The following is a 15,101-nucleotide window of genomic DNA, read 5'->3' on the forward strand; positions in this document are numbered from 1 at the left end:
CAGCCGTCAGGGTCCGTCCTTGGCGGCTGTTTTGCGTTCAAAGGATAATAGATATGTTTAAGAAAATCCTCATCGCCAACCGGGGCGAAATTGCGTGCCGGGTCATCAAAACTGCCAAGAAAATGGGCATTCAAACGGTGGCAATTTATTCCGATGCAGACCGCAACGCGCTGCACGTGAAAATGGCGGATGAGGCTGTGCATATCGGGCCTGCGCCTGCGAACCAATCCTACATTGTGATCGACAAGGTCATGGACGCAATCAAGCAAACTGGTGCCGAAGCGGTGCATCCGGGCTATGGTTTCTTATCCGAGAATTCAAAATTCGCCGAAGCATTAGAAGCCGCTGGCGTCGCATTTATCGGACCGCCAAAAGGCGCAATCGAGGCGATGGGCGATAAAATCACCTCGAAAAAACTGGCCCAGGAAGCAAACGTTTCGACTGTGCCGGGCTACATGGGCTTGATTGATGACGCGGAACACGCCGTCAAAATCGCCAACGAAGTCGGCTATCCTGTGATGATCAAGGCGTCAGCAGGCGGCGGCGGCAAGGGCATGCGAATCGCGTGGAACGACACCGAGGCCCGCGAAGGATTTGCATCGTCCAAGAACGAGGCGGCCAATTCCTTTGGCGACGACCGGATCTTTATCGAGAAATTCGTGACCCAACCGCGTCATATCGAAATTCAGGTTCTTTGCGACAAACACGGCAACGGCGTCTATCTGCATGAACGTGAATGTTCGATCCAACGCCGCAACCAAAAAGTCATCGAAGAAGCGCCGTCGCCGTTCTTAGACGAAGAAACACGCGCGGCGATGGGCAAGCAGTCCGTGGCACTTGCACAAGCGGTCGATTATTCTTCTGCGGGCACCGTCGAATTCATCGTGGATGGCGACCGTAACTTCTACTTCCTTGAAATGAATACACGTTTGCAGGTGGAACACCCTGTGACCGAACTGATCACTGGCGTCGATCTAGTCGAACAGATGATCCGAATTGCCTACGGCGAAACGCTGCCATTCAAGCAAGAAGACCTGAAAATCAACGGATGGGCGATGGAAAGCCGCCTGTACGCCGAAGATCCTTATCGTGGTTTTCTGCCGTCGATTGGCCGTTTGTCCCGCTACCGTCCACCTGCGGAAGAGGCCACAGAAACACGTGCTGTGCGCAATGATACTGGCGTCTTTGAGGGCGGCGAAATCAGCATGTACTACGATCCGATGATCGCAAAACTCTGCACGTGGGCACCGACCCGCGACAGCGCGATTGAGGAAATGCGCCTTGCCTTGGACGCGTTCGAAGTCGAAGGCATCGGTCACAACCTGCCGTTCCTCGCCGCCGTCTACGACCACCCGAAATTCACATCCGGCAACATGACCACCGCCTTCATCGAGGAGGAATACCCCGAAGGCTTCGAGGGCGTGACTCTGCCAGATACCGACATCACCAAGATTGCAGCAGCGGCAGCCGCAATGCACCGCGTCGCTGAAATCCGGCGCTCGCGTATTTCGGGCCGGATGGATAACCACGAACGGGTCGTTGGTAGCGATTGGGTTGTGAACATCCAAGACAAGTCGATTGAAACGGTCATTTCCGCCGACAAAGAAGGTGCGAATATCAAAATCGGAGACGACGTTTTCCGCGTGGAAAGCGATTGGACTCCGGGCCAGCCGCTTGCCAAACTTTTGGTGAACGGTGATCCGCTTGTGTTGAAAATCGGTAAACTGCCGGGCGGTTTCCGTATCCGCTATCGCGGCGCGGACATGCCCGTGCACGTCTACACACCGCGTCAGGCCGAACTCGCGGCCTTGATGCCGGAAAAGGTGGCGGCGGATACGTCGAAACTGCTGCTCTGCCCAATGCCAGGCCTGATCGTGGCCGTGAACGTCGAAGTTGGCGATGAAATCCAAGAAGGTCAGGCGTTATGCACCGTCGAAGCCATGAAAATGGAAAATATCCTGCGGGCTGAAAAGAAATGCATCGTGTCCAAAATCAACGCTGCCGCAGGTGAAAATCTCGCGGTTGATGACGTGATCATGGAATTCGAGTGACCCGTCAGCCCGCCATAAATGCAGGCTATTCGCCTAAGCGCCGGTTGGATATTTCCTGCTGGCGCAACGGCATTTTATCGATGGAACGTGACAATTCACGAACGTCCCAAGGTGCGGGTTTGCGCAGCGCCACATTGCCGTCCTTGCCGATCAGCACCAGCATAAATGCACGCGGCCGCAGTTTGCGCCGCAGATCATTCAGCACAGTCGGATCAGAATCGGCAATGACAATCACGTCACGCTCGGCCATCTCGTCGATCCGCGACGTAATCAAATCCATCTGTTCGATAAATTGCGGATCGTTTTCGTTTTCGCCAAACACAACAACCGCACGCAGTTGCCATTGCAGGTCGGCCAAGTCGACTTCGTCTGCGGAAAACACCTTTGTGGGGTCCGCTCTCCATGCCTCGACCGTGTCGGCAAGGGCTGCAAACGGTAACGCGGCGATGGCCGCTATCATCAAAATTCTCTTCATACTGAAAGATATAGGCGCATTTTTGCGGATTGCTAACCCCACAGTCGACATTCGCGCCCAACATCGGAGACTCTTATGACGAACAAAGCCAAATGGTCAGAAATCGCTGCCAAAGAACTGCGCGGCAAACCGTTAGACGACCTGACATGGAACACGCTCGAAGGTATTCCCGTCCAGCCGCTTTACACCGCTGAAGATACTGCTGATCTGCCCCACATGGGCGGTATTCCGGGCGAAGCGCCCTACACACGCGGCGTCAAAGCCACGATGTACGCAGGCCGTCCTTGGACCATCCGTCAATATGCGGGGTTCTCAACGGCCGAGGAATCGAACGCGTTCTACCGCAAGGCGCTGGCGTCCGGCCAGCAAGGCGTTTCTGTGGCTTTCGATCTGGCAACGCACCGCGGCTATGACAGCGACCACGAACGGGTCGAGGGTGATGTTGGTAAAGCTGGCGTGGCGATTGACAGCGTCGAGGACATGAAAATCCTGTTCGACGGCATCCCGCTGGATAAAGTCAGCGTTTCCATGACGATGAACGGCGCAGTTATTCCAATTCTCGCGAACTTTATCGTCACCGGCGAAGAGCAAGGTCACGACAAATCTCTGCTCGCAGGCACGATTCAGAACGATATTCTCAAAGAATTTATGGTGCGTAACACCTACGTTTACCCGCCCGAGGCGTCGATGCGGATCATCGCGGATATCATCGAATATACGGCCAACGAGATGCCGAAATTCAACTCGATCTCGATTTCCGGCTACCACATGCAAGAGGCGGGCGCGAACCTCGTCCAAGAGCTCGCGTTTACCATCGCGGATGGGCGTGAATACGTGCGCACGGCGATTGCAGCGGGCATGGACGTCGATAAATTCGCGCCGCGCCTGTCGTTCTTTTTCGCCATCGGCATGAACTTTTTCATGGAAGCGGCGAAATTGCGGGCGGCACGTCTGCTCTGGTCCCGCGTCATGGCGGAATTTGAACCAAAGAACGAAAAGTCGTCGATGTTGCGCACGCACTGCCAGACCTCTGGCGTGTCCTTGCAAGAACAAGACCCGTACAACAACGTGATCCGCACAGCCTACGAAGCGATGTCAGCGGTACTGGGCGGGACACAGTCGTTACACACCAACGCGCTGGATGAAGCCATTGCGCTGCCCACAGATTTCTCTAGCCGGATCGCACGGAACACGCAGTTGATTTTGCAAGAAGAAACCGGCGTGACCAATGTCGTCGACCCGTTAGCAGGCTCGTATTATGTCGAAAGCATGACGCATGAACTCGCTGAAAAAGCGTGGAAATTGATCGAAGAAGTCGAGGAAATGGGTGGCATGACCAAAGCGGTGGCGTCGGGTATGCCCAAGCTACGCATCGAGGAATCCGCAGCCACCCGCCAAGCGATGATCGACCGCGGCACCGAAGTCATCGTGGGCGTGAACAAATACCGCAAAGACAACGAAGACCCGATTGATATCCGCGACATCGACAACGCCGCCGTGCGCGATGCCCAAATCGCACGATTAAACAGCACCAAAGCAGGGCGCGATCAGGCTGCATGCGATGCGGCATTGGCCGAATTAAGCCGCCGCGCCGCAGAAGGCGGCAACCTACTTGAAGCAGCAGTCACAGCATCGCGCGCACGCGCAACCGTTGGAGAAATCAGCATGGCGATGGAAAAGGTATTCGGTCGGCACCGCGCCGAAGTGAAAACTTTGGCAGGCGTATATGGGGCGGCATACGAGGGCGACGCAGGTTTCGCCGCAATCCAAAAATCTGTTGAAGACTTTGCCGAAGAAGAGGGGCGCAGGCCGCGTATGTTAGTCGTGAAAATGGGCCAAGACGGGCATGATCGCGGGGCCAAAGTCATCGCCACCGCGTTCGCCGACATTGGTTTCGATGTTGACGTAGGTCCATTGTTCCAAACTCCAGCAGAAGCAGCACAAGACGCCATCGACAACGACGTGCATGTGATCGGCATTTCATCCCAAGCAGCTGGCCACAAAACGCTCGCACCAAAACTGGTCGCAGCGCTGAAAGAGGCCGATGCAGAAGACATTATCGTGATCTGTGGCGGTGTTATCCCACAGCAAGATTACCAATTCCTTTACGATAGCGGCGTCAAAGCGATTTTTGGCCCCGGCACCAACATTCCCAAAGCGGCAGAGGATATTCTGGCGATCATTCGCGAGACGCGCCCATAAATGATGCTCGAACTTGACCATATCGCGGTTGGCTGTACCGATCTGGATGAGGGCGTTGCTTGGGTCGAAAAACGGCTCGGGGTGTCGTTGTCTGAAGGTGGGGAACATGCTCATTTCGGCACGCATAACCGACTGCTGGGACTTGCCGACGGGCTGTATCTAGAGGTCATCGCAAAGAACCCGCATGCGACTGCCGCTGAACGACCCACTTGGTTCGATTTGGACAATTTCACCGGCCCGCCGCGCCTAGCAAACTGGATATGCCGCACTGATGAGATTGAAAAAGTGCAAGCGATCACGGGGCCTGCGGTATCGTTGACGCGTGATGATTTGCACTGGCAACTGACGGTTCCTGACGATGGTAGCCTGCCGATGCAAGGCGGGTTTCCGTCCCTTCTAAAGTGGGGCGCTGGCATCGTGCCGCCCTCCGGATCGTTGCCGGACAGCGGTTGTCGATTGACGGCGTGGGAGGTCTGGCATCCAAAGGCCGACTGGCTGCGCGACACGGTTAAATTGAACAGCGATATCGTCACATTCCACACTGGTCTTGTCGGCTTCAAAGCCCGCTTCAATACCCCAAACGGGCCGTGTGCGTTGTGATGATCAGGCAAGCGACTGCGGCTGACGCGCCGATGGTGGCCGAGATCATGAACCACGTGATCGCCAACACCACCGCGACTTTCACGACGATAACGAAATCCGTTAACCAAGTGGCAACTGAAATCACGTCGCCGCAGCCATGTCTTGTCGCCGAAATCGACGGGACAGTCTGCGGCTACGCTCGTTATTTCCCGTTCCGATCCGGACCGGGCTACGCACATGTGGCCGAATATTCCATTGCACTGTCGGCATCTACGCAGGGCCGCGGAGTAGGGCGCCAATTGCTTTCCCAGCTGTGCGACATGGCACGCGCGGACGGGAAAACCCAGCTCATCGGCGCAGTAAGCAGCGACAATGAAACGGCCCTCAAGTTCCATGAAACAAACGGCTTTTCACAGGTCGGACGTCTGCCGGATGCGGGACTGAAGTGGGATAAACCGCTTGATCTCATTTTTATGCAAAAACGGCTCTGACATCCGGACGCGAACCCGTTAACATTCGCGCATGTCGATCTGGACCCGCATTGCTGACGCGCTCGCTGCCCTCGCCTCTGGTGAAGGGCTCTCTGCCGTGTTCGAACGCCTGCGCACGTCGCCTGATAAATCCGTGGCATTTACGATTGCCGTGATCGCCTTAGGCGCGAAAATGGCGAAGGCGGACGGCAAGGTTACGCGGGTCGAAGTCACGGCATTTCGCGAAGTTTTCCAGATCGCACCAGAGGACGAACCGAAAGCCGCGAAGGTGTTCAACCTCGCGCGACAAGACGTGATCGGCTTTGATGATTACGCGCGTCGGATCAAAGCGATGTACGCGGATGACACTGCCCCGCTATGCGATCTGATGCAGGGATTGTTCCATATCGCCATCGCTGACGGGATCTACCATCCGAACGAAAACATCTTTCTCAAAGAGGTTTCCGAGATTTTTGGCTTTAGTGATCAGCAGTTTACGCGGATCAGGGCGCAATTTGTGCCAGACGCGGAACGCGATCCCTACGATGTGCTTGGGGTGGCTGCCGATGCCGACCTCAAGACGGTCCGCGCGGCATGGCGGCACTTAGTCCGCGAAACACATCCCGACAGATTACGCGCACGCGGCGTCCCAGAAGAGGCCGTAAAACTGGCTGAAGCGCACCTGATTGCAATCAATCGTGCATGGGAACAGATCAGCGCGGCGCGATCGTCGCAAGATGATTTCACTCTCGCATGACGGGTGCGCTGCGCATCGCGACGTACAACGTCGAGTGGTTTAACACGCTGTTTGATGACGCAGGACAGCTACATAATAACGACGAATGGTCGGGGCGCTGGAACGTCACGCGGGCACTGCAAACGGCAGCGTTGGGGCAGGTTTTCCAAGCGATGGATGCCGATGGAATCATGATCATCGAAGCACCCGACACCAGTCGCCGCCGTAGCAGCGTGACCGCGCTGGAAACATTCGGCGCTCATTTCAATTTGCGGGCGCGTAAAGCTGTGACGGGGTTTACCAACGACACCCAGCAAGAAATCACGTTTTTATATGACCCCGACGTGATCACGGCCATGCACGACCCCATCGGTGACTTGGATATGGCCAGCCCCGCGCCGCGTTTCGACGCCGAGTTGCGAATTGACCTCGATACCGACGCGGCGCTTGACGTGGTGCGGTGGTCTAAACCGCCGCTCGAACTGTCGCTGACAGTCGGCCAAAAGGCGTTTCGCGTCATTGGCGTTCACGCAAAATCTAAAGCTCCGCATGGAGCAAAGAATGACGCAGATGCGGTGCGAATCTCGATTCAGAACAGGCGCAAGCAGCTCGCGCAATGCATCTGGTTACGTCAAAGGGTTAACCAACATTTGGAAAAGGGAGAGGATCTGATCGTGTTAGGGGATTTTAACGACGGTCCCGGGCTCGACGAATTTGAGCAGCTATTTGGGCGCTCTGGCGTCGAAATCGTCTTGGGTGAACACAGCGCAGCACGCCTCTATGATCCACACGCGACGATGGTTCTGGGACGTAAAATTGGTGCAGCACCAACGACCGCGCGGTTCAAACACCGCAACGGGACCTATCTAAACGCTCTGCTTGACTATCTCATGGTCTCGCCTGGGATACGAGATATGCAGCCGAAATGGCAGATTTGGCATCCGTTTGATCACGTGGCCTGTTACGAAAATATTGCCCTGCGCGAAGCATTGTTAACCGCGTCCGACCATTTCCCTGTGACACTGGATATCACAGTTTGATTTGGTGATTTGCGTCATCGTGCCTATATTAGGGGTATGAAACAGCTTTTGATCCCCGCTTTTGCCCTATCGCTCACCACCAGTCCACTGGCTGCGCAGACGGACACGCCCACGCCGGAGGAAGGTTTCAGCCTGATGGAAGAAGGCGCACAACTGTTGTTGCGTGGCCTGATGTCTGAACTCGAACCGGCTTTTGACGACCTGCAGGACCTCGCCACGGAGATGGGCCCACGTATGCAAATGTTAACCGAACAGATGGGGCCAGCGTTCGCGGAATTGTTGGGGCAGGTCGATGACTTCACGCGATACCACCCGCCAGAATTTCTGCCAAATGGGGATATCATCATGCGTCGGCGCGATGATGCGCCTGATTTTGAACCAGAGCTACCACGAGAGATTGAGCTTTAGCTGCGACAGTTGGATGCCTCCGGCGGGAGTTGTTACGGCGAAATGAAGGGCGCGGTCATTTCGCGAATTTGATCGTGCCTTGACCACCCAGCGCTATGGCCAGGGCGTTAAACCGCGCTTCTGCAACTTCGCCAAAAAGCGGTTCAGCGTCTTTCGTCAGGCGTAATTGCAGATCGCCGGATTTCGGTTTCCACTTTAACGTGCCGGGTTCCTGTTCCGCGTTAACCCACAGCATCGCGCCAAGCCGCATTGCGCGCCCGAGAATTTCGGCTTCTTTGATTTGCTTTTCGTTCAACATGGCGATCAACGCATCAAAACGTCCACCGCCCGGTTTGGACGTGTAGCGATACATCAACGCGAGGCCCATCAGCACGCGTTCGTAGTGTTTTAGGCCGCCCAAGTTAGCGCGTGTCGCGTTGTCAAAAGTAACCTCAGCACGGTAATCAGGGTGGGCACGCCAACTGACGTCATGTAGCAGACAAGCCGCTTTAATAATCCGTTTGCGTTGCCAATTTGCCCTTGGAAACAGGGGGATAACGAAATCATACAAAACGCGCCCAAATCCGGGAAGCCGCGCATCTTTGCTTTCCGCAAAACGGCAGGCCTCGATAAGCGGATCACGTTCACGCAACTCGCGCGGCATTTGTTCGTACAGCATCCCTTCGCGAATCCCGTAAGACGACACGGCGATATCTTTGGGTTTGAACTTGCGTAGCAGCGCCTTCAATACCAGCACCGCAATCGGCACCAGCGACATGCGGCTGTCTGAAATATGGCACCGCGCCCGCAACTCTTGCAGGTCAGATTGGGCGATATAATCAGCGGTTCTAGAGACCTGCCGCGCCGTCATTCGGTATTCATGCAGAACGGTTAACGGATGGCCGCGCCGTTCCATATCAATCCGCGCGATCGCCCGCCACGACCCGCCAACGAGGAACAATCGCATCGCTTCGGCGTGTCCCATTTCCGTGTGTAAGCCGTCGATCACCTCTACGATATGAGCTTTGACGGCTTTTCTACCACCTTTGATATCGCGCAATTTCAACGGACCAAGCGGCGAGGTGACGCGTTGGCCGACGCGGCCATCGGCCAAATCGGCCAATTCTAACGACGATCCGCCGATGTCGCAGACCAAGCCGTATGAGCCGGGCCAACCCAATAATACGCCTTGCGCGGATAGCCGGGCTTCTTCTTTGCCGTCGATAATCCAGATTTTAATGCCAGTTTCACGCTCGACCTCGTCGCGGAATTCACGGCCATCAGTGGCTTCGCGCACGGCGGCGGTCGCCACGGCGGTGAGCGGCAAAATGTCCATTCCCTTGGCCAATGCGGCAAAACGGCGGATCGCGGACAGCGCGCGCACGCGGCCTTGCGGGTTCAAACGGCCAGTTTCTGACAGGCCAGCGCCCAATGCGCACATGATTTTTTCGTTGTAGAAATAGGCAGGTGAACGGGCCGCGCCGTCAAACACCACCATGCGCACCGAGTTCGATCCGACATCAATCACGCCAACGCGGTTCAGCCCCATCGCGGCGGCATCTTCGAACAAAGGACGCCCAAAGCCGCCCCAATCGATGCCTTGATCCGTGCCGTCATCTTCCAACATGGGATTCCCTCGTGTTGCGCCGTTCGACCTTGTGACAGCGGCGACGCTCGTGTCAATTGCTGACGGGCGTTAACCTTGATCTTCGTCCGTGTGGGTCAGTTGCGGCACATCAGATGCACCCGCAGACCCGCGACCAGATAGCGACGGATTTTCCATAAAGAACCGATGGCAATTGAACGCAAATTCACCATCAGGAATGATCGCGCGGGTGAATTCACCAGTCGGCTCCATCACCCAGCTTTGCGCCACATCATGCAGGTTTGCGGCCATGATCTGGCTGACAATCTGTGCTTTAACAGTGTTGTTTGTGATCTCGACTAGCGTTTCGACACGTCGGTTGAGATTCCGGCTCATCCAGTCGGCAGAGGAAATAAACACGGCCGCTTTTTTGGACGGCAGCTTGTGACCATTCCCAAAACACACAATTCGCGAGTGTTCTAAAAACCGCCCGACGATTGATTTCACACGAATATTTTCCGACAAACCGACGACGCCGGGACGCAGACCACAGATGCCACGGATTACCAGATCGATTTTGACGCCTGCCTGCGATGCTTCGTAGAGCGCGTCAATCACGTCCGGTTCGATCAGCGAATTCATCTTCGCCCAGATTACACCGGGTTTGCCGTTTTGCACATTTTCGATCTCGGTTTTGATCCGCGTAAGTAGCGTTTTCTTCAAGCAAATCGGCGAGATCGCGAGGTTTTCTAACCCTTCAGGTTGCGCATATCCGGACAGGTAATTGAACACTTTAGTCGCATCGCGTCCCAAGTCGGAATCACAGGTGAATAGACTCAGATCGGTGTAAATCCGTGCCGTAATCGGGTGGTAATTTCCGGTTCCAAAGTGCGTGTAAGTCACCAGTTTATCGCCCTCGCGGCGGACAACGGTGCTGATCTTGGCGTGCGTTTTGTAGTTCAGGAACCCGTAAACAACATGCGCGCCCGCGCGTTCTAGCCGCCGTGATTGGCGAATATTCGCGGCCTCATCAAAGCGGGCTTTGAGTTCAACCAATGCGGTGACTGATTTACCTTCTTCGGCCGCTTCGCACAGCGCCTCGACAATCGGGGATTGGTGCGATGTGCGGTAAAGTGTCTGTTTGATCGCCACAACATCGGGGTCATGCGCCGCCTGACGCAAGAACCGCACAACCATATCAAAGGTCTCGTAGGGGTGGTGCAGCAACATATCTTTTTGGCGGATGGCTGCAAACATATCTCCGTCATGATCCTGCACACGCTCTGGCACACGCGGCGCGAATGACGGCCACAGCAGGTCAGACCGTTCGTCGATCACCAATTCCTTGAGATCAGCAATCCCAATCAGCCCATTCACCTCAACCATTTCATCAGAAGTTAATCGCATCTCGGTCTTAATAAATGATTTAAGCGCATCAGGAGCGCGAGCCGCCATTTTCAGCCGAACAACCTCACCACGACGGCGGCGTTTCAGGGCAGTTTCGAATTCGCGCACCAGATCTTCGGCTTCGTCTTCGACCTCAAGATCACTGTCACGCAGCACGCGAAACGCGCCATGGGTTTTTAGTTTATAGCCCGGAAAGAGCTGGCTGACATGCATCAGCAGCAGTTCTTCCAGTGGTAAAAATCGATGACCCTGCTGCGTTGGCAGCGAAATAAACCGATCAATCTGCGCGGGCACAGGCAAAAGCGCACGTAAGTGGCGTTTGTCGCTGGCACGTTCGAGGTCCAGCGCGAGCGCGTAACCTTCGTTTGGTAAAAACGGAAACGGGTGGGCCGGATCAATCGCAAGCGGCGATAGCACTGGGAACACTTGGTTCAGAAAAAATTCGCTCAAGAACGGTTTGTCGGCGTCCTCAATTGTCGCCCGTGTCAGCAAGTGCATGTCTTGCACGGCCATCTCGTTAACCAGTTTCACGAACACCGCTTGTTGGCGCTGCATCAAAGCGCGGGCTTCGACGTCGATCAGTTTTAGCTGTTCAGCAGGGGTTAACCCGTCAAGGCCGGGTGTCACGTTTCCAGCGAGCGCCAATTCACGCAAGCCTGCCACACGAACGGTGAAAAATTCATCAAGATTTGTGGCGGAAATCGACAAAAATCGCAGGCGTTCCAGTAATGGCACCCGCAGGTTTTCGGCTTCTTCCAGCACGCGGTTATTAAACCCAAGCCAGCTTAACTCGCGGTTCATAAACCGCGCAGAGCTGGTCATATCAAGATCAAGAGTTTGCGGCTCTGGTGCAGAACCTTCTAGGAAATCAGCGTAAATCATGGACCCTGCCTACGCGTGAAAAGTTGCGTTTTTATGACGGTTTAGCGGTTAATCCCGAGGTTAGACTTCGGCTTCAACCTGCGCAAGCACCTGTCCTGCCAGCTTTTCGTTAACATCGCGTTTATTGGTTAACGCGGCCGCGTCCATCGCCGCGACAATTTCAGCGGCAGCGCGATACGACCGCTCGATCCGCATCGTCAGATACGACGGCAATTTGGGCGATGGCATGATTTGGCGATCCGCGAACAGCTTCATAATAATCGCCGTCAGTAGGTCGTCGTCCGGATTGCCAATAACCGTTGGCGTCGCGGCTTGCATCCGGCTGGCCAGATCGGGCAGGGCGATATTCCACCGACTTGGCGCACTGCGCGCGGTGATCAGCAACGGCAGGCCGACCTCGCGCATGTGATTATGCAGATGGAACATCGCGGTTTCGCCCGATTTGCTCAGCTGTTCGATATCCTCAATCACAACAGGGCGCTTCGGGCGTGTCATTTCACCCGTCAGGGTTGCGGCGGGAATGATCATCGCATTCTCGTTCGTGGCAAAAACGCGGGCCAAATGGCTTTTGCCGGACCCTTCAGGACCGGTCAGCACCAGCTTGCGTTCTGGCCAAGAATTCACATGCGTCACAAGCACATAGGCCGTGGCATTGGCCTCTGAAACAAAGAAATCCCCAGCGGTCAGCGCCACACCCGCGGGCAATTCAAAGGTTAGCTGCGTTGCCATCACTTAGCCGCCCGTCTGCCCACGATACAACATGCTCGTCTTGTATTTCGCGATGCCAAAGCGAATCAAAACGCCAATCATCGCGGCCACAGGGACAGCAACAAGCATCCCGACAAAGCCGAACAAAGCACCAAAAACGGATAGGGCAAAGATCAGCCAAACAGGGTGCAGGCCCACTGAATTCCCAACAAGGCGCGGCGTGATGATGTTGCCTTCTAGGAACTGACCTAAGGCGAAAATGATCGCGACGGCAGCCAGCCACCCCCATTCGCCCCAGAATTGAAAGATCGCGAGACCAATCGCCAAAGCACCGCCAACCAGCGCGCCGACGTAAGGAATGAATGTAATCAGCCCGGCAAACGACCCCACAACAAGGCCAAAGTTCAGACCAACAGCCATCAACCCAACAGCATAAAACGTGCCCATGATTAGACAGACGGTCCCTTGGCCACGAATAAACGACGCCAAGGTTTGGTCAATGTCACGGGCCAGTTGGCGCAATGTCGCGGCGTGATCGCGGGGGATCAACTCGTCGATGCGCGCAACCATGTTGTCCCAGTCCAACAGCAGGTAAAACGCGACCACTGGCACAATCACCAATAATACAAGGACATTCAGCAGACCCGCCGCAGAGGTCAGCAACCCTCCTAGCAATTCGCCGCCTTTAGATTGGATCGTCTCGCCAATCTTCAAAAGCTGTTTGTAGATCGTGCTTTCTTCGTCCAGCAGCGCAGGGAAATTAGTCGCGAGAAAATCCCGCAGTTTTTCCGGCGCACCGGGGGCCGCTTCAATCAAGCCGGAAATCTGGGTCACAAGCGTTGGAATTACCAGCAGTACCAACAATACGAAAATCAGAAAAGCGACAAGCGTGATCACCGTCACCGATAACACGCGACTGAGACCCAGCCGTTCCAGCCGATCAGCGACCGGATCAAGACAATAAGCAATCGCACCGCCCAAAATAAACGGCATGATCACATCGCCCAGAAACCACAACACTCCACAAAAGACCGCCGCAGCGATCCCCCAATATGCCGTTTGATGTTGCACGGTCAGCGCCATGTGTGTCGTCCTCTTTTTGATCCCATAACAGATGGTACACACGCGCACGAAGCGCAAGGCAGGACCTTGCCACGCAGTCGCGTGCCGCTTAAACCTTTCCGCTGAAACACTCCTCCTGATAAAGGCCGCCCCCATGCGCATGAGCCGCTATTTCCTGCCCGTCCTCAAAGAAACTCCGCGCGAGGCGCAGATCGTGTCGCACCGCTACATGCTGCAAGCGGGGATGATTAAACAAGCCGCCGCTGGCATCTACTCTTGGTTGCCACTTGGGTTTAAGGTGCTGAAAAAGATCGAAAATATCGTGCACGAAGAACAAGCACGGGCTGGCCACCACGCCATGCTGATGCCGACGATTCAATCCGCTGATTTGTGGAAAGAAAGCGGGCGCTACGACGCATATGGCGACGAGATGCTGCGGATCAAAGACCGCCACGACCGCGACATGCTGTTCACACCAACGGCAGAAGAGCTGATCACCGATATTTTCCGCGCAAATGTCACGTCTTACAAAGACTTGCCGCTGACGATGTACCAAATCCAGTGGAAATTCCGTGACGAAACCCGTCCGCGCTTTGGCGTGATGCGGGGTCGCGAATTCTATATGAAAGACGGCTATAACTTTGATTTGACACGCGAAGACGCGCTGCACGCTTATAACCGCCACCTCGTCTCTTACCTGCGGACCTACGAACGCATGGGTCTTAAGGCGATTCCGATGCGCGCTGATTCCGGTCCAATCGGCGGCGAAGACACGCACGAATTCCTCGTTCTGGCCGACACCGGCGAATCCGAAGTGTTCTACGATAGCGCCGTTACCGATCTGACCTTTGGCGACCGAGAGATTGATTTCGACGACAAAGCGGCCTGTGCGGCGGTGATGGAAGAATTCACCAGCAAATACGCGCGGACAGACGAAACCCACGACGAGGCGCTGTTTAACGAGGTGCCAGAAGAGCGGCGCAAGACCGCACGCGGTATCGAAGTCGGGCAAATCTTCTACTTCGGCACGAAATACTCCGACGCGTTGAATGCAGCCGTGGACAACGGCGAAGGCGGCAAGGTCAACGTGCACATGGGCTCGCACGGCATCGGCGTATCACGTCTGCTTGGTGCAATCATCGAAGCAAGCCACGACGACAAAGGCATCATCTGGCCTGAAGGTGTCACACCTTTCGACGTTGGAATCCTGAACATGCGCGTCGGTGACGAAGCCTGTGATGCGGCGTCCGAGGACCTTTATAAGCAGTTCATCGCAGCAGGTCTCGACCCGCTTTATGACGACCGCGACGAACGGGCAGGGGCTAAATTCGGCACGATGGACATGATCGGCCTGCCTTGGCGGATCACCGTCGGGCCGCGCGGCATCAAAAACGGCGTCGTCGAGGTTACATCGCGCCGCACCGGCGAGAGCGAAGAGATGCCAGCAGCTGACGCCATCGCAAAAATCAAAGCAATCTACGCGGCGCTCTAGTCGCCCGCGCAATTAACAATAG

Annotated in this window: 13 protein-coding genes; 8 read left to right on the plus strand and 5 right to left on the minus strand. The window is 55.5% G+C overall.

The window, feature by feature from the left end:
• Positions 1 to 53: 53 nt before the first annotated feature.
• Entirely contained in the window at positions 54 to 2,051 is a 1,998-nt protein-coding gene (locus FHS72_RS02320; protein ID WP_183524920.1) for an acetyl-CoA carboxylase biotin carboxylase subunit, read from the plus strand.
• A gap of 25 nt (positions 2,052 to 2,076) precedes the next feature.
• On the opposite strand, the gene FHS72_RS02325 is transcribed toward FHS72_RS02320, so the two are convergent.
• A complete protein-coding gene (locus FHS72_RS02325) occupies positions 2,077 to 2,511 on the minus strand; it encodes a DUF4174 domain-containing protein (protein WP_246414421.1) in 435 nt (144 codons plus the stop codon).
• 90 nt (positions 2,512 to 2,601) lie between these two features.
• On the opposite strand from FHS72_RS02325, the gene scpA reads away from it, so the two are divergent.
• From scpA to FHS72_RS02355, 6 genes are read left to right on the plus strand one after another with little or no spacing between them, the layout of a single operon-like run.
• A complete protein-coding gene (gene scpA / locus FHS72_RS02330; RefSeq protein ID WP_183524926.1) occupies positions 2,602 to 4,728 on the plus strand; it encodes a methylmalonyl-CoA mutase in 2,127 nt (708 codons plus the stop codon).
• Positions 4,729 to 5,328, plus strand: coding sequence for a VOC family protein (locus FHS72_RS02335; RefSeq protein ID WP_246414423.1), 600 nt, complete (start codon positions 4,729 to 4,731; stop codon positions 5,326 to 5,328).
• Positions 5,328 to 5,801, plus strand: a complete 474-nt coding sequence (locus FHS72_RS02340; RefSeq protein ID WP_221235312.1) for a GNAT family N-acetyltransferase — start codon at positions 5,328 to 5,330, stop codon at positions 5,799 to 5,801. Before FHS72_RS02335 ends, FHS72_RS02340 begins: the two co-directional genes overlap by 1 nt.
• A 31-nt stretch (positions 5,802 to 5,832) precedes the next feature.
• Positions 5,833 to 6,537 carry a molecular chaperone DjiA gene (locus FHS72_RS02345; RefSeq protein ID WP_183524932.1) on the plus strand — a complete coding sequence of 235 codons (705 nt, stop codon included), beginning with the start codon at positions 5,833 to 5,835 and terminating at the stop codon, positions 6,535 to 6,537.
• Between the two features lie 8 nt (positions 6,538 to 6,545).
• On the plus strand, positions 6,546 to 7,556 hold the full coding sequence (locus FHS72_RS02350; protein ID WP_183525325.1) for an endonuclease/exonuclease/phosphatase family protein: 1,011 nt from the start codon (positions 6,546 to 6,548) through the stop codon (positions 7,554 to 7,556).
• A gap of 36 nt (positions 7,557 to 7,592) precedes the next feature.
• A complete protein-coding gene (locus tag FHS72_RS02355) occupies positions 7,593 to 7,964 on the plus strand; it encodes a hypothetical protein (protein ID WP_183524935.1) in 372 nt (123 codons plus the stop codon).
• A gap of 55 nt (positions 7,965 to 8,019) precedes the next feature.
• Here FHS72_RS02355 and FHS72_RS02360 read toward each other — a convergent pair whose 3' ends face one another.
• From FHS72_RS02360 to FHS72_RS02375, 4 genes are all read right to left on the minus strand, one after another.
• Positions 8,020 to 9,570 carry a Ppx/GppA family phosphatase gene (locus tag FHS72_RS02360; protein ID WP_183524938.1) on the minus strand — a complete coding sequence of 517 codons (1,551 nt, stop codon included), beginning with the start codon at positions 9,568 to 9,570 and terminating at the stop codon, positions 8,020 to 8,022.
• Between the two features lie 69 nt (positions 9,571 to 9,639).
• Positions 9,640 to 11,817: an RNA degradosome polyphosphate kinase gene (locus tag FHS72_RS02365; RefSeq protein WP_183524941.1), complete on the minus strand. Its 2,178-nt coding sequence runs from the start codon at positions 11,815 to 11,817 to the stop codon at positions 9,640 to 9,642.
• 60 nt (positions 11,818 to 11,877) lie between these two features.
• Positions 11,878 to 12,546: a P-loop NTPase family protein gene (locus tag FHS72_RS02370; protein ID WP_183524946.1), complete on the minus strand. Its 669-nt coding sequence runs from the start codon at positions 12,544 to 12,546 to the stop codon at positions 11,878 to 11,880.
• A gap of 3 nt (positions 12,547 to 12,549) precedes the next feature.
• Positions 12,550 to 13,608 (minus strand): AI-2E family transporter, encoded by a 1,059-nt coding sequence (locus tag FHS72_RS02375; protein ID WP_183524949.1) that lies wholly within the window; start codon positions 13,606 to 13,608, stop codon positions 12,550 to 12,552.
• Between the two features lie 133 nt (positions 13,609 to 13,741).
• Between FHS72_RS02375 and proS the strand changes: the two genes are divergently transcribed.
• Positions 13,742 to 15,079 carry a proline--tRNA ligase gene (gene proS, locus FHS72_RS02380; protein ID WP_183524953.1) on the plus strand — a complete coding sequence of 446 codons (1,338 nt, stop codon included), beginning with the start codon at positions 13,742 to 13,744 and terminating at the stop codon, positions 15,077 to 15,079.
• Positions 15,080 to 15,101: the final 22 nt, after the last annotated feature.

Origin of the sequence: Yoonia ponticola, assembly GCF_014199395.1 — a bacterium.
Lineage (GTDB): Bacteria > Pseudomonadota > Alphaproteobacteria > Rhodobacterales > Rhodobacteraceae > Yoonia > Yoonia ponticola.